Here is a 20,640-nt window from a genome sequence, read left to right on the forward strand (position 1 = left end):
TGGAAACGGCAATTCAAAAGCGTTTCCACTTCGTTTTTAATATCATAGACTATGCAATTACATATTTCCGAAAACTTAGACAAACTGAGCACAGGAGTGGCAGACTGGCTGGTGCAGTATATAAAGCAGGTGCTGCAAAAGCAGGATCGTTTTACCATTGCACTTTCTGGTGGCAGCACTCCCAAGAAATTACACGAATTACTGGTTACTGATAAATACCGCAACGAAATAGAATGGAGCAAGCTGCATTTTTTCTGGGGTGATGAGCGTTATGTGCCTTTAACGGACGAACGCAGCAATGCTAAAATGGCTTACGACACGTTGCTCAATCATGTGCCTGTGAATGAAGCGCAAATTCATATTATGCGCCCGGACGTTGCGCCCGAAGAGTCAGCTGCGGAGTATGAAAAACTGTTGCACAACTATTTCGACGGTAAGCCAACCACCTTTGACCTGGTGTTATTAGGCATGGGTGATGATGGACATACCCTGTCATTATTCCCTGGCAAAACAGAAGTGATACACGAACAAAAACTGTGGGCTATTTCGCTGTGGCTGGAGTCGCAAAATATGTATCGTATCACTTTAACAGCACCTGTGGTGAACAAAGCTGCCTGTGTGGTTTTTCTGGCTGCCGGCGCAAACAAAACAACCGTTTTAAAAGAAGTGATAACAGGAGCCTACAACCCTGATTTATATCCTTCACAAGTAATAAAACCAGAGAGTGGTCAGCTGATTTGGTTTGTAGATCAGGCTGCGGCTGGTAATTTAAGCTAATCCTTATTGGCAATGCATTTGGACCATTTTCCTGACGCCAGGAAAATGGTCTGTTTTTTTCCATTATCTACTACTCTTCCATCGCCGCAATCCAGTTTTGAATGCCACGCATAATGCGTGCTGCCACTTTGGTTCTGAACTCCGGACTCATAATTAATTTCTCGTCCTGCTTATTACTGAGGAAGGCTATTTCTACTAACGCATTCGGATAGTCTATAGGTCCGTTGAGTGCAAAATTGAAATTGCCTACGTTACCATACTCTGCCAGTCCTAACGACAACATTTGCTTTAACAATGCCTGGCTTAACGGGCGGAAGCCTATGTAGCGGTAGAAAGTACCTACACCCCGCATGGTATCTGAATTAGAAGAATTCAGGTGCAGGCTGATAAGCACATCAGGGTTAAATTGTAAAAGGCCATCTACGCGTTCGGGCATGCTTAGTGTAGTGTCTTTGGTGCGTGTCATATATACATTGGTAACACCCGCTTCGCGTAAGGTGGTTTCCAGTTGTTTGGCAAATTGAAGTGTATATGTTTTTTCCAGTACACGGCTGGTTACACCTTCTGCGCCACCGTTGCTGCCACCGTGTCCTGCATCAATAGCTATACGCAGATTGCGCAGTGTTAATGGATAAGGCTGACGTTTAACGCGGATGACTAATACATTAGAAGCACTGTCGTAATAAATATGATGGCCCCAATGCTGATCGTGCTTTAGCTCTATTACCGCGCGTAGTACATCATCTTCCGGTTGTTCGTACCAGGTGTTTTGTATTTCCTTTACGTTACTAAGTTGTGTGATCCAGTTGGTATTGCTGGTAGCGCCATAGATGTCAACTACAATGCGCGATGGGTTCATTTGCTGTACACTTTTATAAGGCAGCTTTTCATCCAGTATAATCTTTACATAATCAAACAGGCTATCGCCATAAACATTCCAGTTTTGCGAGAGGTGGTAAGGTTTGGATATCAGCAAAGAATCGCGCTTTACAGCTGTTTTAGGCATATAAGCATAGTGGTAACCGGATAGCTTTACCTTATAATTTTCTTTGGTACTGTCTACCACGCAAATGGCAATGTTGGAATCGAGGTAGGTCATTTTAGCGCCACCCAGCCTGTCTTCGCCAAGGCCATATAATAAGTGTGGTAGTTTGCCGGTGGTGCGGCCCATCCAGTAGGAGGTTTGCTGCTGTGCTTTTGCAAAGGTGGTACAGATTGTCAGGGTTAGAATTACTATTGCTTTCATAGATTGAAGTTAAGCAAAGCGGGACAATTATCTTTGGGGGCATGACCAACCAGTTACATCATCCATCTGTTTGCCTGACACCGGAGCAAACAACTATCATACGCAATAATGTACACAAAGCAGAAGCTGCGGAACAGCTACAACCGGAACAAATAGCATTGGCAGTGGAGCAGCGCTGGTTTACTATGCTTGTTCCACTGCAATACAATGGCCTGCAAAAAGCATTGCCCGAAATGGTGCGGCTGGAAGAAGCTATTGCCTGGGCGGATGGCAGTATGGGTTGGGTGGTTACCCTGTGTTCGGGAGCGGGGTGGTTCGGGGGCTTTATGCAGCCTTCACTGGCAGATGCTGTTTTTGCTAACCCACATGCCTGCCTGGCAGGTAGTGGCGCCGCTACAGGCACCGCAGAAGAAACGGCAGAAGGTTACCTGGTAAGCGGTAAATGGTGGCATGCCAGTGGGGCGCCACACAACACGGTATTTACAGCGAATTGTCGGCTGGTAAAAGAGGGCAAAGTGCTTACGGATGCAGCGGGGCAGCCGTTGGTAAAAGCCTTTGCGTTAATGCGGGAAGAAGTAACATTGATACCCACCTGGCAATCGTTTGGATTAGTAGCTACTGCCAGCCATGCTTTTGAAGTACAGCAATTGCTGGTGCCTGCTAACCGTTTATTTGCGATAGAGCCTGACGCCGCGATTATAAAAGCTCCTTTATATCAGTATCCCTTTTTACAACTGGCAGAAGTAACACTGGCAGCTAATATCTCAGGCATGGCGCTGCATTTTATAGAAGAAGCCGAAGCTATAGTGCAACAGAAAAATGAGAAAGAACAGCCTGTAGCGCAACAGTATGTAAGAGATGCACAGGAAATGATGGAACAGGCAAGACGTATATTTTATACAAGTTTGGATGCCTCCTGGCAACAGCAGGTGTTTACAGGTGAGGTTTCGGTAGAAGCGTTGCAGGAGATAAGTGTTGCTGCGCGTACACTGGCCGCAAAAAGCATACAGGCTGTGCAAATGTTATATTCTTATTGCGGGCTGGCAGCGGCTAATAAACACAGCGTGATTAACCAGGTATGGCGAGATATTCATACGGCTAGTCAGCATAGTTTGCTGGTATATCCTCGTTAAATAATCCATAAATCTAAAATTTATTATATTGCCGGCTATACCCAAAAAATTTAACCTGTAGAAAATGAGGAAGCATTTACTGCTACTATTTACAATGACTGGCTGCGTTACATTAGGTATGGCGCAGGACAAAACAATTCAGAACCTTCAAACGGAAGGGTCAAGGGCTATTAAGAAAGATGCTGCGGACACAACAAAAAAAACGTGGAAAAAAGGGGGTTTGTTCAGCTTAAACCTGTCGCAGGCAGCACTCAGTAACTGGAGTGCGGGCGGTGATAATTTTTCAATGGCCATTACAGCCTACACGAACATGTTTGCCTTTTATAAAAAAGGAAAGCATAGCTGGGATAATACGCTGGACATTAACTTCGGCTATGTAAATACAACCAGCTTAGGCGCCCGTAAGAACGACGACCGGGTGGATTACCTGAGTAAGTATGGTTATGAATTAAATGAAAAGCTGAACCTGGCGGGATTGTTTAACTTCAGAACCCAAATGTTGCGTGGCTATACGTATGATGGAACAGAAAGAACATTCGCTTCTACATTTCTGGCTCCTGCTTATGTAACCTTGTCTTTGGGTTTGGACTATCACCCGGTTAAAAACCTGAGCATCTTTGTGTCTCCTGTATCTTCCCGTTGGGTTATTGTAAAGGATGATTCCTTATCTGCGAGGGGTATGTATGGTGTTGACACCGGCCGTCACAGCAAAAACGAAATGGGTGCTTATGCCACCATTAACTACACTGCCAAGATAAATGATAACGTAAGTTATAAAGGCAGGATGGATCTGTTCTCTAACTATAAGCACAATCCGCAGAATGTAGATTTATATATGACGAACCTGTTTGCGGTGAAAATATCAAGAGTATTATCTGCCACCTGGAGCCTGGATTTAATTTACGATGATGATACCAAGCTGTTTGGTCCGGATAAAAACTCTGCCGGTTTGCAGTTGAAATCGGTGGTAGGTGCAGGCTTATTGGTGAAATTTTAAAGAAGCTGTTTACAAGCGTGTGTTTGCCTGAACAGGTGAACCGCCTAATAAAATAATAAAGGCCGGAGCTGAACAGCTCCGGCCTTTATTATTTTAGCGATTGTTATGATTAAAAAGCATATTTCTGAGCGTCGATAAGCTTGTCGGCAATACGTCTGCGGGCAGCTTTAGTATTAAACGGCTCTACTTTGGTAAAGCGTTTTAAACCTATGTGCATCATGCGCAATTCATCGCCTTCTGCAAAGCTGTTCAGTGCATCTTTACCTGATTTATTAATGCGGTCGGCTGCATCGTAAATATAGGTTTGTACAATGTCGTTGATGAGTGCAGCATCTTCCTTACCTGATTTCTCCGTCAATTTTATTAAGCGTAATAAAGCGCTTTCGGCATGGTAAGTTTCAATGGCCATATCGGCAATGTTCATTAACAGCTCCTGTTCTTTATCCAGGCTCATCATCAGTTTTTGTACAGCAGCGCCGGCTGTCATTAAAATGGCCTTTTTAAAGTTGACAATGTATTTCTTCTCTTTGGCAAATGGTTCTTCATCACCAGAGCCGAAATCAGGAATGCTCATTAGTTCTTTAGACACTGCCAGTGCAGGGCCCATGAGGTCCAGCTTGCCTTTCATGGCGCGTTTCAGCGTCATATCCAGGGTGAGCAGGCGGTTGATTTCGTTAGTGCCTTCGTAAATACGGTTGATGCGGCTATCGCGATAGGATTTGCTGATTTCGTATTCATCACTGAACCCGTTACCACCATGCACCTGAACACCTTCGTCTACTACAAAGTCGAGGGTTTCGCTACCGAACACTTTTAAGATGGCGCACTCAATAGCAAACTCTTCTGCAGCGCCTAACAGGGCCTTATCAAAAGAGGCGCCACTGGCCAGCAACTCATGTTCTTTATTATCGATCCACTTAGCCGCGCGGTACAGGCCGCTTTCGGCTACCCATATGCGGATGGCTATTTCGGCCAGCTTATGTTTGATAGCGCCAAAGTTGGCAATAGGTTGTTTAAACTGTTCGCGGGTAACAGCATACTGAATAGTGGTGGTAGCTGCTTCTTTAGCGCCGCCCAGTGCAGCTGCATCCAGCTTTAAACGGCCAATGTTTAAGATGTTGAAGGCAATGATATGACCACGGCCAATTTCGCCCAGCACGTTTTCAACAGGTACTTTACAGTCCTGGAAATATAACTGTACGGTAGAGGAGCCTTTAATACCCATTTTGTGTTCTTCCGGGCCTTGTGTAAAGCCTTCAAAACCTCTTTCTACAATAAAGCCGGTGAACTGGTCGCCATTGATTTTGGCAAATACGGTATACACATCGGCGAAGCCACCGTTGGTGATCCAGCATTTTTGACCATTGAGTATATAATGCTTTCCATCGGCACTTAAAGTGGCGGTGGTTTTAGCGCCCAGGGCATCACTGCCGCTGTTGGGTTCGGTTAAACCGTAAGCACCCTTCCACTCGCCGCTGGCCAGTTTAGGAATGTATTTCTGCTTTTGTTCTTCGGTACCAAAGTACAGGATAGGCAACGAGCCTATGCCGGTGTGGGCAGCAATGGCAACGGAAAAAGAATGTCCGGCACCCAGCCCCTCATTTACAATGGTAGCGGTAATAAAATCTTTACCCAGGCCGCCGTAAGCTTCCGGAAAGGCGGTGGATAACAGGCCCTGCTCACCTGCTTTTTCCAGCAGCGAAGCCATCAGCCCTTCTTCCTGTTTTTCAATTCTGTCTGCAACCGGTCGCACCTCCGTTTTTAAGAACTGGTGGCACATATCCATAATCATCCGCTCCTCTTCATTGAAGTCTTCCGGTGTAAACGTATCAAAGGGGTTGCTTTCTTTAATAAGCCATTCCCCACCAGCCAGGGCTTGTTGTTGAGATGTTTCCGTGCTCATAGTATGATAGTTTAAAATGGATTGATTATTTGAGATTATCGTAAACCTGCTGTAATACCTTTTTGGTAACTTCTATATCAGCTTTGTTCACCTCGGCAAGGGCTTCTTCCATAGTCTGGTTGGCAAGCTGTATGGTCGTTTCCTGTAACTCACGGGCGCTTTCTGTTAAGTATACCAGGTTAATGCGCCGGTCTTCCTTGGACGAAACCCTTTTTACCAGGTTTTGCTTTTCCAGGTTGTCTACCAGGCGTGTAATGCTGGGCTTATCGCGAAACGTACGGTTGCATAGCTCCTGCTGGCTTAAGCCATCTTCTTTCCACAGGTGATATAACAAGCTCCACTGCTCAATGGTTACGTCCAGACCGGCCTGCCGGAAGTTTTTTTGTAAGCGTCGCGCCACCGCTATGGAAGCCATACCAGTGATAACGCTGTACAGTTCACCTCTTTTAAATTGGATACCGGTCATATTAGTTAGTTATGCAACTATTTCAAAGTTGGCTTGTTTTATTTAAAACTCCAACTATTGTTCCCTTAAAATTTTGTGTAAGATTGTGTATTTATGGAACAGTTTATCAGCTACGGCCAGTCACGCATTTTTTGTGAAAAAACAGGGAACGGGCCGGCTATTGCCTTTTGTTTTCATGGCTACGGAGAGAATTGCTATACCTATAACCAGCTGGCTATCAGCCTGGAAGATACGCATACCGTGTATGCATTTGACCTGCCTTTGCATGGCAGAACAGAATGGAACGAGGGCTTAACCTGCACCCCGGCCATGTGGCAGGAGATTACTACCCAATGCAACCCGGAAAATAAACCGGTTACCTTAATCGGTTACAGCATTGGCGGACGCATTGCTCTTTCGTTATATCAATGTTATGCAACCTGTTATAATAAACTGGTGCTGATTGCTCCTGACGGGCTGCACACCAATTTCTGGTACTGGTTCAGCACCCAAACCTGGATGGGCAACCGGGTGTTTAAGCATACCATAGCCCACCCGAAGTTTATTTTTAGCCTGGTGACCATTGCCGACAAAACCGGGTTGATTAATAAGGCGATGTATAAGATCACCCGCCATTATATTGATAACACAGAACAACGGCAAAACCTGTATTCGCGCTGGACGGTTTTGCGCCGGTTTATCCCTTCGCTGCGAACGATACAGCAGCTGGTTACAGCAAACCATACACAGGTACGCCTGTTGTTTGGTAAGTACGATAAAGTCATATTAAGCCGTAATGGTTATCGTTTTATTGAACCACTGCACCAGCAACAGGCACAGGTGCAGGTGATAGATGCAGGCCACCAGCTATTGAAGGAAAAGTATCTGCCGTTGATAGCTAAACTGGTAGTTGAATAATATTAGCTTTCTTTGTTGTAATGATGTGGATGAATATTTTACTTACGCTGAGCAGTGTACTGTTGCTTTTATATGCTGTATTGATCCTTTTTTACAGGCAGTGGTTTTTAAAACTACAGTTGTATGTAAAGCCTGCCGGTATGCAACCTGCTACGCGGTTTTCGGTAATTATTCCTGCACGCGATGAAGAAGAGCAGATAGGTGCCTGTGTGCTGGCTATACTACAACAGCATTACCCTGCTTACCTGTATGAAGTGATAGTAATAGATGATCATTCTACGGATAACACGGCAGCTATTATACAGCAACTACAACAAACCTATGCCAACCTGCATCTGATGCAGCTGGCCAAAGAACTACAGGGACAGCAACTGAATAGCTATAAAAAGAAAGCGATTGAAATGGCCATAGGCCGAAGCACAGGCGACTGGATTATTACCACAGATGCCGACTGTGCGCTGGGGCCGCAATGGCTGGCTACTTATAATGCTTACATACAAGAGCAGCGGCCCGTGTTTGTGGCAGCACCGGTGATGTTTAGCAGTCCGGCCAATTTTGTAGGCATATTTCAGTGTCTTGATTTTATGAGCATGCAGGGCATTACAGCAGCAGCAGTGTCGGCAGGCGTACATAGTATGTGTAATGGGGCTAACCTGGCATATAACAAGGAAGCTTTTTATGCAGTAGGTGGCTTTAAAGGAATTGACGCTATTGCCAGTGGTGATGATATGTTGTTGATGCATAAGATAAAGCAGGCTTATCCCGGCAAAACCGGTTACATCTTTTCGGCTGATGCCATTGTGAGTACCGCCCCCATGCCTGACTGGAAAAGCTTTATTAACCAGCGTATCCGGTGGGCCAGCAAAGCAGACAAGTATAAAGACAAGGCTGTGTTTTGGGTGCTGGTGCTGGTGTATTGCATGAATCTGTGCCTGTTGTTGCTGCTGCTAACCGGTTTGATACACTGGGCTTTTATGGGATGGGCGCTGGCGCTGATAGGCATTAAAACTGTTGTGGAGCTGTGCTTTCTGTTTCCGGTAGCCCGGTTTTTTAATCAGTGTGCGTTATTAAACTGGTTTGCTATTATGCAACCGTTTCATATTGCTTATATTGTAGTGGCAGGCTGGCTGGGCAAGTTTGGCAAGTACCAGTGGAAAGGCCGCACCGTTAAATAACCTTCAACAACCGCTAAGGGTGAAGCAAAAAAGGCGTTATACAACAGGCACACGTATAGGAGCTACGCTTATTTTGATAAGCTGTGTAGTAGCATTGCTGGCATATGTAATAGCCCCCGACAATTCGCCTAACGCCAACCGTATGCTGCCGGAGCTGGCGAACAAAAAGCCAGGCTTTGCTATACAGGCATTACGGTTACGGAAACCAGCGGGTGGCGAACAGGTATCCTTTGTCAACGGCCTTATCAATGGCAGGCCCGACAGGTATCAGTATATTCCTTTACAACAATACACTATGCAAGGTGATTCTATCATCATTCAAAAGTTTATTGATGATGGAGTGTATGAACGTAAGTCATATGCTGTAGATGCCTGTGCCGCAAAGCCGGTAACTACACTGCGCTTTTACCTGGGCAGCGATCGCTTTGGAAGGGATATAGCCAGCCGTTTAATCATAGGCACCCGGGTAAGCTTAGGAGTGGGCTGTATTGCCGTTTTATTGTCATTGACCATAGGTATGCTGTTAGGCGCTTTGGCCGGTTATTTTAAAGGCAAAACAGATGATATCATCATGTGGCTGATTAACGTGATCTGGAGTGTGCCTACCTTGTTACTGGTGTTTGCCATAACCCTGGTATTGGGTAAAGGTTTCTGGCAGGTGTTTATTGCGGTGGGATTAACCATGTGGGTAAATGTGGCCCGTTTGGTGAGGGGGCAGGTGCTGGCGGTGCGTGAAATGGAATATGTAGAAGCGGCGCGGGCTTTAGGTTTTTCGCATGCGCGCATTATTGCAGGTCATATATTGCCCAATATTCTGGGGCCGGTGCTGGTGATTGCCGCCAACAATTTTGCTTCAGCTATAGTGATAGAAGCAGGGTTGAGTTTTTTAGGCGTAGGCGTACAGCCCCCGCAGCCCAGCTGGGGGTTAATGATAAAGGAGAATTACAACTTTATTATTACACACAATCCCATGCTGGCTTTGGCGCCTGGTATCACTATTATGTTGCTGGTGCTGGCTTTTAACCTGCTGGGCAATGGCTTGCGCGATGCCTTACAGGTAAAAAGCAGGTTCTAACTTTTTACCAGCACATTCCGGTTAAAGCTTTCTTCCAGGCAAATAAGTGTTTCGGTACGTTCAATGCCCTTGATCTTTTGCAGTTCGTCGTGCAGTACAAAACGCAGTTGCTGAATATCTTTACACACTACTTCTATAAACATGCTATAGTTTCCCGTGGTATAATTAACCCGAACGATTTCTGGTATTTTCTTCAATTCTTTAGCAACTGTATCGTATAAAGAGCTTTTTTCAAGATAAATTCCAATAAAGGCGATAACGTCGTAGCCTAAAAGTTTTAAATCAACACTTAGTTTTGTACCTTTAACTACACCCAGCTCCTGTAGTTTTTTGATGCGTACGTGTATGGTGCCACCAGAAACGAAGAGTTTTTTGCCAAGATCTGCATAGGAAATTTCAGCATCCTCCATCATCTCCTGGATTATCTGAAAATCCAGTTTGTCTAAATTCAATTTACCCGCCATTTTGATTCCCCTTTTTTGAATTTATTTAATATATAAAGCAATTTATTGGATAATTTCTATACTTTCAAAATTTTCTTTGAAATATTTACAACAAAACGGCATATTTATTAATATTGTGTTGTCAAACAACGACAAACAAACAAGTTCTTTTCAAATACTGTGGGGTGATGAAACTTTTGGCAGACATGCCCTCTCGTCTCGGGGGTGAAGATAACAGGATAAACGTAGCATAGAGCCTTCCGCAAGGAAGACCGGGGTTGACCACCGGACTTTGTACTACAGCTAACTGCTTCGTGTAGGTTCGACTCCTACCCCTACAGCGGTCAAACAGGGGCCTCTTATGGTTTTCTCAATGTGTAAGGGGCTCTTCGTTTTAAAAATCAACTATTTATGGGATAAAGGCTTTCCTCTGATCAAAAACAGGGAAAGCCTTTTTTGTTATTATCTTTATTGCTTATTTACCCCGTGGGTTATCAATTTAAGAAAAGAAAGATCAATAATGAAAGTAAGTGGTTTCACCTACATGCGTAACAGCTTCCTGTATGGCTATCCTGTCATTGAATCAATTAAATCTGCCCTGCCCTTATGTGATGAATTTATTGCAGTAGTAGGAAAAAGCACGGATGGTACACGTGAAGCTATTGAAGCCATTGGCTCGCCTAAAATAAAAATTATTGATACAGAATGGGACCCGCAGCTGACACAGGGTGGTAAAATATTTGCCCAGCAGGCCAATATAGGGTTAAAGGCTATTGCTGCTGATAGCGACTGGGCGCTGCACATCCAATCAGATGAAGTACTGCACGAAGAAGATATTGCCGAGATTAAAAAGGCAATGGAAGATAACCTGCACAACAAAAAAGTAGAAGGCTTTTTACTCAACTATATCCATTTTATTGGCGATTACAAGCATTACGGTCCTTCGCGTAAATGGCACAGCAAAGAGATAAGGGTGTTACGCAACGATCCTTCTTATTTCAGCTACAACGATTCGCAGGGCTTTAGAAGCTATACTTCAGAAGAAGGGTATAAAACGGGCGAAAAAGGCCGTAAGCTGGGTGTAAAGCAACTGAAAGCAAGGATCTTCCATTATTCTTACTGCCGTAATCCTTACCAGTTAAGCGGAAGGGGTAAGAAGTTTCAAAGCTATTACGATGCCAGCAAAGCGAGTGAAAAGGATTTTGAAGAGCAGGCAGAAGCTTTTGATTTTCATACCGTGATAGATGTGGTGAAGCCGTTTACAGGCACACATCCGGCAACCATGCAGGATTGTATTGCCCGGCAGGACTGGAAGTTCACCTACGACCCTTCTAAAGGAAAGTTCAAGAATCCAAGGCATCGGTTTTTGCATGCCATTGAAAATATTACCGGCTGGCGTATAGGAGAATATAAAAACTATAAGCTGGTTAAATAAGTTTACTGATATATGATCTGGTTTAAGGAAGTTACCTGGGAGCAACTAACGCAGTTTCCACCCAATATAGGTACCGTGCTGGGCATTGAGTTTACAGAGTGGGATGATAATTCCATCCAGGCCCGTATGCCGGTAGATGCCAGAACACACCAGCCTTTTGGTATATTGCATGGAGGGGCTTCGGTAGTACTTGCTGAAACATTGGGTAGTGTGGCCAGCCTGTTGGTGGTAGACCCGGCAAAGTACCGGCCTGTGGGGCTGGAAGTAAATGCTAATCATTTACGGCCGGTAAAAAACGGCTATGTAACCGGTGTTTGCACTCCTTTGCATATTGGCGGTAAAACGCATGTGTGGGATATTAAAATTTACACTGAAAACCAAAAGCTGGTTTGTATAAGCAGGCTAACTGTGGCTATTATTCCCGCTTAATGCAAGGCATATTTTATCTTTCATATTTACCTTATGCAACTCACCCGCACATTACTGGAACAGGAATTACTCCGGTTTGAAGAATACTACCAGCAAAGACTTTCCAATAATGTTGGTTTACTGAACAGCGTGCTGCAATACCTGGAAAAGCAGAAAGGCAAGCAAATGCGCCCCATGTTTGTGTTGCTATGCGCCAAACTGGGCGGTGGTATAAATGAACAAAGCTATCGTGCTGCCCTGCTGGTAGAAATGCTGCATACTGCTTCGCTGGTGCATGATGATATGGTGGATGATTCGATGTTGAGAAGAAATGCATTTTCGGTAAACGCACTTTGGAAAAACAGGATAGCCGTGTTAACAGGCGATTACCTGTTTTCGGATGGCCTGGTGTTATCCTTATCGAACAGGGATGAAGAAATATTACGCACCTACAGCAATGCTATCCGCCAGATGATAGAAGCCGAGTTGCTGCAAATGGTAAAGAGCAAGAAGATACAGGTGAATGAGCAGGCTTATTATGAGCTGATTAATGCCAAAACTGCCTCCTTCCTGGCGGCTGCCTGTGCTGCCGGAGCACGTAGTTCTTTTACCGATGAAGAGCTGATTAAAACAATACACCTGTTTGGAGAAAAGGCCGGGATGGCCTTTCAGCTGAAAGATGATTTGTTCGATTATGGCAATGCAGCTATTGGCAAACCTGTAGGAAATGATATAAAAGAACGCAAAATCACCTTGCCACTGATTTATACCCTGAACACCTGTTCCGCTGCTACGCGTAAAAAGCTGATGCACATTTTACAACACCACAACACCAATAAAGATAAAGTGGATGAAGTTGTTGCCGAGGTGGTTAAAGCCGGGGGAATGGATTATGCTGAGCGTAAAATGTATGCTTATCGCGATGAAGCGCTGGCTTTGCTGTATACATTTCCGGTTTCTGACACCCGCGCAGCACTGGAAGAAATGGTGCGTTATACTACCGACAGGTCTTATTAAACATTGGGGCCATTTCAGGGTATAGGTATACCAGTAAACGGTTTGCTGATATAATTAGCGGGCTTTTTTTGTTTCTTTGCCGTAAATACGGCGTATGACAGCTATAGCACACGGAAAAATTATCATCATTACAGCTCCTTCCGGGGCAGGTAAAACTTCTATCACCCGTTACTTATTGCAAAAATATCCTAAGCTATCTTTTTCTGTTTCCGCAGCCACCCGTCAGCCAAGAGGAATAGAACAGAATGGTGTGGATTATTACTTTATGAGCGTGGAGCAGTTTCAGCATCATATACACGAAGAGGATTTTATTGAGTGGGAAATGGTGTATGAAGGCAAATATTACGGTACGCTGAAAAGTGAGCTGGAACGCATCTGGCAAATGGGCAAAGTACCTATGCTGGATATTGATGTAAAAGGAGCTATACATGTGCAGCAACAGTTTCCTGATAATTCTCTGTCGCTGTTTATTGAACCGCCTTCTGTAGCTGAATTGCGCAAGCGCCTGGAAAGCCGTGGAACAGAGACGGAAGAATCATTACAAACCCGGGTGAATAAGGCTTCTTATGAAATATCCTTTAAGCATTCTTTTGACCGCGTTATTTTAAACGATGAGTTGGAAAAAGCTTGTCGCGAAACTGAAGCTGCCTTAATTGAGTTTTTAGGAGAAGGCTTAAAAGCGTAACTTAACGTATAAATATTTTATACGATGGGCTTGCAACAAAAGACTGTATTTATTACTGGGGCCAGCAGGGGCATAGGAAGAGCAATAGCCTTGAAGCTGGCGGCGGAAGGTGCCAATATTGTTATAGCAGCGAAAAGTGTAACGGAAGACCCCCGTTTGGGTGGGACCATATACACTGTGGCGGAGGAAGTGGAGCAGGCAGGTGGCAAAGGGCTTGCGGTGCAACTGGACATACGGCAGGAAGAGCAGGTGGCTGCTGCCGTGGAACAGGCCGTAAGTAAGTTTGGCGGTATTGATGTGCTGATAAACAACGCGTCGGCTATACAGTTGTCGGGCACGCAGCAAACCGAAGCCAAAAGGTTTGACCTGATGCATGCTATTAACGTAAGGGGCACATTTTTAATGACGCAGCATTGCATTCCTCATTTGAAAAAAAGCAGCAACGCACATATTCTTACGCTTTCTCCACCCGTTAACCTGCACTCTAAATGGCTGGCGCCACATGTGGCTTATACTATTACCAAGTACAACATGAGTATGATGGCATTGGCCTGGGCGGCAGAGTTTAAAGCCGATAAAATTGCCAGCAACACTTTGTGGCCACGTACTACCATTGCTACAGCAGCCGTGAAAAACCTGCTGGGTGGTGAAGATCTGATACAAAGAAGCCGCTCTACCGATATTGTGGCAGATGCGGCTTATTATATTGTGAGTAAAGAAAATCTACAGTATACGGGCAACAACTTTATAGATGAAGAAGTGTTGCAGGCAGAAGGTGTGTCGGACTTTGACAAATATGCGATTAACCCCGATGCCGGTTTATTTCCCGATCTGTTTTTATAAAGGAATAAGATGTTAGCGCATATGCACTGACATCTTATTGTTTTTTACCCCATCGGTATACGACTGGAGATAGGCTTTCAGCGTCTTTTCCATGCCTGTGCTTACCGTATCCTCCGGTTGTTTTAAAATGTTATGCTGTAACAGTGAATCGGCCTGGTAGTTATACAGGCTTACCCCCATATTACCATTGAAAGAATATAAATACTTATCCTGTACCATGTTATAACTGCCGTTGGTATAATACACGGCAAAAGAAGGATGCTGATACACATCATTGCCATAGGCAAAGAACGGCTTGTTATAGCCTGTTAAATGCAGTAAGGTGGGCATTATGTCGGCCTGTGACAGGGTGCTGTTATTTATACCTTTAGGAATGATATGCTGTGATGGATCGAATAGTATTACCGGTATCTGGTACTGTCCGGCCAGGTTATCAAAGAAATGATTAGAAGACATGCCGGTGTGGTCGGCAGCCAATACAAAAATGGTATTGTTGTACCAGGACTCTTTTTTAGCACGTTCAAAAAACAGGCGTAAGCTGTAATCGGTGTATTGTACACATCTGCTAAGTGGGTTGTCATCTCCTTTGAAAAGCGATTGATATTTCCCGGGAAGAGAGAATGGCTGATGTGAGCTTAATGTGAATATAGCGGTATGAAAAGGTTGCTGGAATGTATTCATCTTATCTGCGGCATATTGCAGAAAATACTCGTCCCATATACCCCAGTTACCATCATAATTAGTTTCGTTGTTGTATTCATTACGCCCAAAGTAATTCTGGTAGCCGGATTGGCTGGCGAAAGCATCCAGGTTGAAAGAACCATTGTTGGCGCCATGGAAAAAGGCGGTGTAATAATGCTCATCGTTTAACACTCCTGCCAGGCCTTTATACATGTTGCTGGCGTAGCCTGACTGGGTAAAAGCGCCATCCATAATGCTGGGAACAGAAGCCAGTATGGCCGGGATGCCTTGCACAGAGTGTTTACCGTTAGACCAGGCATTGCTGAAATACAAGCTTTCCTTTTCCAGTGAGTCGAGGAAAGGTGTAAAGGAAATGCCCTTGTTGGCGGCTGCAGTAAACTCTTTGGAAAAACTTTCCAGGGCAATTACTACAATATTGGGATGGGTAAACTGTTTTTGAGTAGAGACGGGCTGTTGAACAGGGGAATATATTTTATCACTTTCTTCCGGGCTGTAAAAGTGATAAGTAGTTATTTCTTCATGTCCTACTGATTTGGCCAGGGTAAACGAGCTGTTGAGTACCAGCGGTACGTTTTGAGCCGACGCAAATTTGCCTGCATCATTTACATCAATGGGTATATAGGCCAGCCATCCCCTGAAGTTGAGCAACATTAAGCCCATCCATATAATCAGGGTAAGAATGGAACCCACAACCCAGCCACTTTTGCTTTGCTGCGGGGCTGAGGTATTGGATACAATGAATTTTTTAGAGAAGTTTCTGATGATCAGAAACATAATAATGAACACTACTATCAGGTACCAGTAGTTGCGTAGGAAAGAAGGGATCAAACCCATGAAATTATCCTGCGAGCCACCAAAGTTGAACATTTCAAACGTAATGCGCTTGTGGGCAAAGTCGAAAAAGGCAATATCAAAGATATTTAGAGCCACTCCCAGCGCATTAAAGCCAATGAATAGGAATATAGCAACCCTGGTATGTATTTTTCTAAAGCCTTCATTTACCGGAAGGCACATCCACAAAATAAACAGGGCGTTTTGCACGGCCAGCGCCGACAAATCGAAATAAATACCTGCAGTATAAATACGAAACAGGTCTTTATAAGAGATATGCGTAAAGGAATTGTGGTAGTAGATGTGAAAGAAAATACGGCAAAGCAGCAATAGCAATAGCACAAATAGTGAACTATATAAAAAGGTGCGGCTTCTTTGGTAGAGGGTAGAGGTTATTTCTTTCACCATGGGGTATGTTCTTTAAAAGAACGCAAAGTTAATCGATAACAAAAAGGTAACATATAAAAAAGGCCCCTGTAGGAGCCTTTTTTGTCTTTTATCTTCGGATTTTTTTCGACTAACTATAGGTTTTACTAACCTTGGTTGTTTTCCGGACGCATTTGCGGGAAGAACAATACATCCTGGATAGAAGGCTGGTTGGTTAACAGCATTACCAGGCGGTCAATTCCTATACCAATACCAGAGGTAGGTGGCATACCGTATTCCAGCGCACGTAAGAAATCGTGGTCAATATACATCGCTTCATCATCCCCTCTTTCCATCAGTTTCACCTGTTCTTCAAAACGTTCGCGCTGATCAATCGGGTCGTTTAACTCGCTATAAGCGTTGGCTATTTCTTTACCATTGACCATTAATTCAAAGCGCTCTACCAGGCCCGCTTTTTCACGGTGCTTTTTGGTAAGAGGGCTCATTTCTACCGGGTAATCGGTAATAAAAGTGGGCTGCACATAGGTGTGTTCGCTGGTGTTGCCAAACAATTCGTCAATCAGTTTGCCTTTGCCTAAGCCAGGTTTCACGTCTATTTTTAATTGTTTGCAGGTGGCACGCAGCTGCTCTTCATCCATTTCGCTTACATCAATACCTGTATTCTCTTTAATAGAATCCAGGATAGAGATTCTTTTGAAAGGCGCTTTAAAGCTGATAATGTTTTCACCCACTTTTACATCCGTAGTGCCGTGGATGGCAATAGCCAGTCTTTCAAACAGTTTTTCGGTTACTTCCATCATCCAGAAGTAATCTTTATACGCAGTATACCATTCCAGAACGGTGAATTCCGGGTTGTGTGTACGGTCCATTCCTTCGTTACGGAAGTTGCGGCTAAACTCATACACCCAGTCAAAACCACCTACGATTAATCTTTTCAGATACAATTCATTGGCAATACGCAGATAAAAAGGAATATCCAGCGCATTGTGGTGAGTGGTGAACGGACGTGCAGCAGCACCACCGGGTATTGCCTGTAATACTGGGGTGTCTACTTCCAGCGCTCCCTGTTCGTTCAGGAAATCACGGATGGTGTTCACAATTTTGGTACGTTTCAGGAACGTATCTTTTACGTCCGGGTTGATAACCAGGTCGGCATAACGCTGACGGTAACGGAATTCAGGATCGGTTACAGCGTCAAACACATTACCTTCTTCGTCACGTTTTACCACAGGAAGTGGTTTCAGTGATTTGGCCAATAAGGTAAAAGTGTTTGCATGCACGGTAGTTTCACCTGTGTGCGTGATAAAAACCGAACCAGTTACGCCAATGAAATCTCCCAGATCGATTAAGCGTTTTACCAGGTTGTCGAACAATGATTTGTCTTCTCCCGGGCAAATGTCATCGCGTTTAACGTATAATTGAATAATGCCTTTGTTGTCCTGTATCTTAATAAAAAATACCTTACCTCTTGACATTAAGGTCATGATGCGTCCTGCAACAGTTACATTAGAAAACTGTTCCTTAGTTTCTTCTGTAAACTGCGCTTTAATATCCTCCGAATAATGACTTACCGGATATAGCGGTGCAGGATAAGGATCTATTCCGAGTTGTTTTAACTCGTTCAACTTATCACGGCGGATAAGCTCCTGCTCAGACAAATGTTGTTGACTCATATTTTTTATTAACGGAGCGCAAAATTAGGCTTTACTTTCCAACCTGTCAACTGGTCAGTATTTTGATTGTTTGCCACAGAATGTCGGCCGATTGCTGCCAGCTGTTGGAGGCCACCCGGTTTTTACCGGCCAGGGCCAGGCGACTGCGCAGTGATTCATCTTTATATAGCTGAATCATCAGTTGTCCAAGGCTGTTAAATGCCTGGGTGTCAGCATATAAAAAGGTCTCTGCCCCAATTTCACGATGGGCGGGTATGTCCATCGCAATTACCGGAACCTCGCTGGCCATTGCATGCAGGGCAGGAATGGCAGTGGCATCTGTTTCTACCGGGTATATCATGGCATACGCTCCGGCCAGCACGCTGGTTAGTTCGGTAATTTGCGCATCAGGCAATAGCATCAGGTCGTTTCTGAATTTATAAGCTTCAATATCAGGTAGTTGAGAGTTGTCTACCCCGGTGATCACCAGTTTCATGCTGCTTTTCTGCCATTTTTTAAACACAGAAAAAGCCTTTAAGGCATAGGTGATCTGAGATAATTGAGCCAGGCTTCCGTCCAATACAAAATATTCACAACCATCGGTATATTTTGCTTTAATGGCTTCAGACTGTTCCCATTGTAATGCTTGAAACAAGGGCGAAGGTGCGGCGGGTATTACCTGTATTTTTTCGGCGGGTACCTGATATTCCTGTTGCATTTGTGTGGCCGCCCATTGGGTAGTAACAATTATTTTTCCGTTTTTATTGGCAAACGAAACGGGTTGAGGGGTGGTTACAACCAGTAACTGCGGCGTAGGGGAGTTGGCTGCCTGCTGGTTGCTGATATAAAATGGTATCTGCTGTTTTTTGAGTACACCGGGTATCTGCTGGCTGAACTTCCACTGTTGCGCCCAGTTTTTTATGGGCAGAAAGCCGGGTGGGGATAATAATTGCTGCTGCCCGTACGCTGTTAACACTTCCGTTTTTTCGGCAGAAGACACGAAAAAAAGAAGATTTACGTGCTGTTTTTGTACCAACGGCAGCAAAACCTGTAGTAAAAAGTCGTTTTCTGCCACTCTTCCCTGTTGCGCAACGAGGTTGCCCTGAACTGCAATTTGCATAGAGCAAAGATAGATGACTTGTATTTTCTACATTTGCAAGCTTAACAGATAAATATGCATACTTCTACTATTACCATCAATGTGAAGCTGGATGAAGATAAGGTGCCTGACCAGATAGAATGGAAGGCAAGTAGCAGCACTGCTGATGAATATCAGAAAGCCAATGCTATGATGGTAGCTTTCTGGGATGCGGCAGATAAAAGCGCCCTGAGAATTGACTTATGGACCAAGGATATGATGGTAGATGAAATGGCTGACTTTTTTTACCAGACCATGACTACTATGGCCGACACCTATCTGCGTGCAACGCAGCAGCAGGAACTGTCGGACGATATGAAGAAGTTTGCCAAAGACTTCTTTCATAAGTTCAGATTAACTCAACAGCAACAAAATCAATAGGTTAGATTTAAATTCTACAGTATGAGCCTGGAGCAAAAAATAATGGCTGACCTGAAAGAAGCCATGAAAGCAAAAGATGAAGCTACTTTGCGTGGCTTAAGAGCCATTAAAGCAGCTATTATACTTGCTAAAACTGAAACTGGTGCCGGTGGTGAAGTGAATGAAGAGGGTGAAGTGAAGTTGTTGCAAAAGCTGGTAAAGCAACGCCGTGATTCTGTTGACATTTTCCAGCAGCAAAACCGCACCGACTTGGCAGAAAAAGAATTACAGGAGATTGCCGTAATAGAAAAGTTTTTACCAGCGCAATTAAGCGAGGCTGACCTGAAAGCAGCTATAGCCGCTATTATTGCCGAAACAGGCGCCAGCTCTCCTGCCGATATGGGCAAGGTAATGGGGGTTGCTACCAAGCAACTGGCGGGTAAAACAGATGGCAAAGCCATTTCTGCAGCAGTGAAAGAACTATTAAGCAAGTAAGGGTGATTATTGACATCATTTTTGCTATACTGATGGTACTGGCTATCGTCAAAGGTTTGCAAAAGGGCCTGGTATTAGCAGTATTTTCCTTTATTGCCATTATCATTGGCCTGGCTGCGGCTATGAAGTTGTCGGCTACCGTAGCATTGTGGCTGCAACATAATACCAATGTGGGTATGCGTTGGCTGCCAGCATTGTCTTTTATAATAGTGATAGTAGCGGTGACCTTATTGGTAAGATGGTGCGCTTCCCTTATTGAAGTGGGGTTAGACCTGGTTTTGATGGGATGGATTAACAAATTAGGGGGGGCATTGTTATATATGATGTTGTACATAACCATACTAAGTGTATGTTTATTTTATGCACAACAAATGAATATGCTAAAGCCTGAAACTATTATGGCGTCTCGCTTTTATGGGTTTATTCAACCCTGGGGGCCAAAAGCAATTGAGGGATTGGGGGTAGTGCTTCCTGTTTTCAGGAACATGTTCGGTGAATTGCAACAATTTTTTGGATCACTTAGTTGAATGCCTATTTTTGGGAGAAGATGATATAATGAGTTTGGGTTATGTCAA

The 20,640-nt window shown here is 44.2% G+C and carries 21 protein-coding genes; 14 read left to right on the forward strand and 7 right to left on the reverse strand.

All coding sequences use genetic code 11. The features are described 5' to 3' along the window. The first annotated feature begins 51 nt into the window (after window positions 1–51). A complete protein-coding gene (pgl, locus tag FLA_RS28490; RefSeq protein ID WP_076376754.1) occupies window positions 52–777 on the forward strand; it encodes a 6-phosphogluconolactonase in 726 nt (241 codons plus the stop codon). Between the two features lie 70 nt (window positions 778–847). Here the strand turns inward: pgl and FLA_RS28495 are convergent, their stop codons facing one another. Then, on the reverse strand, window positions 848–2,023 hold the full coding sequence (locus tag FLA_RS28495) for an N-acetylmuramoyl-L-alanine amidase (RefSeq protein WP_076376756.1): 1,176 nt from the start codon (window positions 2,021–2,023) through the stop codon (window positions 848–850). 41 nt (window positions 2,024–2,064) lie between these two features. On the opposite strand from FLA_RS28495, the gene FLA_RS28500 reads away from it, so the two are divergent. Continuing rightward, the gene (locus FLA_RS28500; protein ID WP_084206057.1) at window positions 2,065–3,156 is read left to right on the forward strand and encodes an acyl-CoA dehydrogenase family protein; all 1,092 of its coding nucleotides are present in this window, start codon (window positions 2,065–2,067) and stop codon (window positions 3,154–3,156) included. A 64-nt stretch (window positions 3,157–3,220) separates the two neighbouring features. After that, window positions 3,221–4,153: a DUF3078 domain-containing protein gene (locus FLA_RS28505; protein ID WP_076376758.1), complete on the forward strand. Its 933-nt coding sequence runs from the start codon at window positions 3,221–3,223 to the stop codon at window positions 4,151–4,153. 109 nt (window positions 4,154–4,262) lie between these two features. Here the strand turns inward: FLA_RS28505 and FLA_RS28510 are convergent, their stop codons facing one another. After that, window positions 4,263–6,056 carry an acyl-CoA dehydrogenase family protein gene (locus FLA_RS28510; protein WP_076376760.1) on the reverse strand — a complete coding sequence of 598 codons (1,794 nt, stop codon included), beginning with the start codon at window positions 6,054–6,056 and terminating at the stop codon, window positions 4,263–4,265. 25 nt (window positions 6,057–6,081) lie between these two features. Next, window positions 6,082–6,522, reverse strand: coding sequence for a MarR family winged helix-turn-helix transcriptional regulator (locus FLA_RS28515; protein WP_076376762.1), 441 nt, complete (start codon window positions 6,520–6,522; stop codon window positions 6,082–6,084). Window positions 6,523–6,615: 93 nt separating this feature from the next. On the opposite strand from FLA_RS28515, the gene FLA_RS28520 reads away from it, so the two are divergent. The 3 genes from FLA_RS28520 to FLA_RS28530 are packed head-to-tail and all read left to right on the forward strand — an operon-like array spanning window position 6,616 to window position 9,669. Then, window positions 6,616–7,419: an alpha/beta hydrolase gene (locus FLA_RS28520; protein ID WP_076376764.1), complete on the forward strand. Its 804-nt coding sequence runs from the start codon at window positions 6,616–6,618 to the stop codon at window positions 7,417–7,419. A gap of 20 nt (window positions 7,420–7,439) precedes the next feature. Further along, complete coding sequence (locus tag FLA_RS28525) at window positions 7,440–8,594, forward strand: glycosyltransferase (protein ID WP_076376766.1); 1,155 nt, start codon at window positions 7,440–7,442, stop codon at window positions 8,592–8,594. A 19-nt stretch (window positions 8,595–8,613) separates the two neighbouring features. After that, the gene (locus tag FLA_RS28530) at window positions 8,614–9,669 is read left to right on the forward strand and encodes an ABC transporter permease (protein ID WP_076376768.1); all 1,056 of its coding nucleotides are present in this window, start codon (window positions 8,614–8,616) and stop codon (window positions 9,667–9,669) included. On the opposite strand, the gene FLA_RS28535 is transcribed toward FLA_RS28530, so the two are convergent. Next, window positions 9,666–10,133 carry an Lrp/AsnC ligand binding domain-containing protein gene (locus tag FLA_RS28535; protein ID WP_076376770.1) on the reverse strand — a complete coding sequence of 156 codons (468 nt, stop codon included), beginning with the start codon at window positions 10,131–10,133 and terminating at the stop codon, window positions 9,666–9,668. The genes FLA_RS28530 and FLA_RS28535 overlap by 4 nt on opposite strands. 499 nt (window positions 10,134–10,632) lie before the next feature. Between FLA_RS28535 and FLA_RS28540 the strand changes: the two genes are divergently transcribed. From FLA_RS28540 to FLA_RS28560, 5 genes are all read left to right on the forward strand, one after another. Continuing rightward, on the forward strand, window positions 10,633–11,547 hold the full coding sequence (locus tag FLA_RS28540) for a glycosyltransferase family protein (protein ID WP_076376772.1): 915 nt from the start codon (window positions 10,633–10,635) through the stop codon (window positions 11,545–11,547). Between the two features lie 12 nt (window positions 11,548–11,559). Then, window positions 11,560–11,976: a hotdog fold thioesterase gene (locus FLA_RS28545; protein ID WP_076376774.1), complete on the forward strand. Its 417-nt coding sequence runs from the start codon at window positions 11,560–11,562 to the stop codon at window positions 11,974–11,976. A gap of 33 nt (window positions 11,977–12,009) precedes the next feature. Beyond that, window positions 12,010–12,972 carry a polyprenyl synthetase family protein gene (locus FLA_RS28550; RefSeq protein ID WP_076376776.1) on the forward strand — a complete coding sequence of 321 codons (963 nt, stop codon included), beginning with the start codon at window positions 12,010–12,012 and terminating at the stop codon, window positions 12,970–12,972. 94 nt (window positions 12,973–13,066) lie between these two features. Continuing rightward, the gene (gmk, locus tag FLA_RS28555) at window positions 13,067–13,657 is read left to right on the forward strand and encodes a guanylate kinase (protein WP_076376778.1); all 591 of its coding nucleotides are present in this window, start codon (window positions 13,067–13,069) and stop codon (window positions 13,655–13,657) included. 24 nt (window positions 13,658–13,681) lie between these two features. Further along, complete coding sequence (locus FLA_RS28560) at window positions 13,682–14,500, forward strand: SDR family oxidoreductase (RefSeq protein ID WP_076376780.1); 819 nt, start codon at window positions 13,682–13,684, stop codon at window positions 14,498–14,500. 12 nt (window positions 14,501–14,512) lie between these two features. Here FLA_RS28560 and FLA_RS28565 read toward each other — a convergent pair whose 3' ends face one another. From FLA_RS28565 to FLA_RS28575, 3 genes are all read right to left on the reverse strand, one after another. Continuing rightward, window positions 14,513–16,441 carry an LTA synthase family protein gene (locus FLA_RS28565; RefSeq protein ID WP_076376782.1) on the reverse strand — a complete coding sequence of 643 codons (1,929 nt, stop codon included), beginning with the start codon at window positions 16,439–16,441 and terminating at the stop codon, window positions 14,513–14,515. A 125-nt stretch (window positions 16,442–16,566) separates the two neighbouring features. Further along, the gene (lysS, locus tag FLA_RS28570; protein ID WP_076376784.1) at window positions 16,567–18,093 is read right to left on the reverse strand and encodes a lysine--tRNA ligase; all 1,527 of its coding nucleotides are present in this window, start codon (window positions 18,091–18,093) and stop codon (window positions 16,567–16,569) included. A 46-nt stretch (window positions 18,094–18,139) separates the two neighbouring features. Continuing rightward, on the reverse strand, window positions 18,140–19,192 hold the full coding sequence (locus tag FLA_RS28575) for a glycosyltransferase (RefSeq protein ID WP_076376786.1): 1,053 nt from the start codon (window positions 19,190–19,192) through the stop codon (window positions 18,140–18,142). Between the two features lie 54 nt (window positions 19,193–19,246). On the opposite strand from FLA_RS28575, the gene gldC reads away from it, so the two are divergent. Genes gldC through FLA_RS28590 form a run of 3 tightly spaced genes read left to right on the forward strand, consistent with a single transcriptional unit; the run spans window position 19,247 to window position 20,592 of the window. Then, window positions 19,247–19,591, forward strand: a complete 345-nt coding sequence (gene gldC, locus FLA_RS28580; RefSeq protein ID WP_076376788.1) for a gliding motility protein GldC — start codon at window positions 19,247–19,249, stop codon at window positions 19,589–19,591. A gap of 21 nt (window positions 19,592–19,612) precedes the next feature. Beyond that, a complete protein-coding gene (locus FLA_RS28585; protein ID WP_076376790.1) occupies window positions 19,613–20,065 on the forward strand; it encodes a GatB/YqeY domain-containing protein in 453 nt (150 codons plus the stop codon). 2 nt (window positions 20,066–20,067) lie between these two features. After that, window positions 20,068–20,592 carry a CvpA family protein gene (locus FLA_RS28590; protein ID WP_076376792.1) on the forward strand — a complete coding sequence of 175 codons (525 nt, stop codon included), beginning with the start codon at window positions 20,068–20,070 and terminating at the stop codon, window positions 20,590–20,592. The last annotated feature ends 48 nt before the right edge of the window (window positions 20,593–20,640 follow it).

Source organism: Filimonas lacunae, assembly GCF_002355595.1.
Taxonomy (GTDB): domain Bacteria; phylum Bacteroidota; class Bacteroidia; order Chitinophagales; family Chitinophagaceae; genus Filimonas; species Filimonas lacunae.

Coding starts and splice junctions, on each gene's coding strand:
- FLA_RS28540 (WP_076376772.1), top strand. CDS start 10,633: ATGAAAGTAAGTGGTTTCACCTACATGCGTAACAGCTTCCTGTATGGC.
- FLA_RS28560 (WP_076376780.1), top strand. CDS start 13,682: ATGGGCTTGCAACAAAAGACTGTATTTATTACTGGGGCCAGCAGGGGC.
- FLA_RS28585 (WP_076376790.1), top strand. CDS start 19,613: ATGAGCCTGGAGCAAAAAATAATGGCTGACCTGAAAGAAGCCATGAAA.
- FLA_RS28535 (WP_076376770.1), bottom strand. CDS start 10,133: ATGGCGGGTAAATTGAATTTAGACAAACTGGATTTTCAGATAATCCAG.
- FLA_RS28510 (WP_076376760.1), bottom strand. CDS start 6,056: ATGAGCACGGAAACATCTCAACAACAAGCCCTGGCTGGTGGGGAATGG.
- FLA_RS28520 (WP_076376764.1), top strand. CDS start 6,616: ATGGAACAGTTTATCAGCTACGGCCAGTCACGCATTTTTTGTGAAAAA.
- FLA_RS28575 (WP_076376786.1), bottom strand. CDS start 19,192: ATGCAAATTGCAGTTCAGGGCAACCTCGTTGCGCAACAGGGAAGAGTG.
- FLA_RS28550 (WP_076376776.1), top strand. CDS start 12,010: ATGCAACTCACCCGCACATTACTGGAACAGGAATTACTCCGGTTTGAA.
- lysS (WP_076376784.1), bottom strand. CDS start 18,093: ATGAGTCAACAACATTTGTCTGAGCAGGAGCTTATCCGCCGTGATAAG.
- gldC (WP_076376788.1), top strand. CDS start 19,247: ATGCATACTTCTACTATTACCATCAATGTGAAGCTGGATGAAGATAAG.
- pgl (WP_076376754.1), top strand. CDS start 52: ATGCAATTACATATTTCCGAAAACTTAGACAAACTGAGCACAGGAGTG.
- FLA_RS28495 (WP_076376756.1), bottom strand. CDS start 2,023: ATGAAAGCAATAGTAATTCTAACCCTGACAATCTGTACCACCTTTGCA.
- FLA_RS28505 (WP_076376758.1), top strand. CDS start 3,221: ATGAGGAAGCATTTACTGCTACTATTTACAATGACTGGCTGCGTTACA.
- FLA_RS28545 (WP_076376774.1), top strand. CDS start 11,560: ATGATCTGGTTTAAGGAAGTTACCTGGGAGCAACTAACGCAGTTTCCA.
- FLA_RS28525 (WP_076376766.1), top strand. CDS start 7,440: ATGATGTGGATGAATATTTTACTTACGCTGAGCAGTGTACTGTTGCTT.
- FLA_RS28500 (WP_084206057.1), top strand. CDS start 2,065: ATGACCAACCAGTTACATCATCCATCTGTTTGCCTGACACCGGAGCAA.
- FLA_RS28565 (WP_076376782.1), bottom strand. CDS start 16,441: ATGGTGAAAGAAATAACCTCTACCCTCTACCAAAGAAGCCGCACCTTT.
- FLA_RS28515 (WP_076376762.1), bottom strand. CDS start 6,522: ATGACCGGTATCCAATTTAAAAGAGGTGAACTGTACAGCGTTATCACT.
- gmk (WP_076376778.1), top strand. CDS start 13,067: ATGACAGCTATAGCACACGGAAAAATTATCATCATTACAGCTCCTTCC.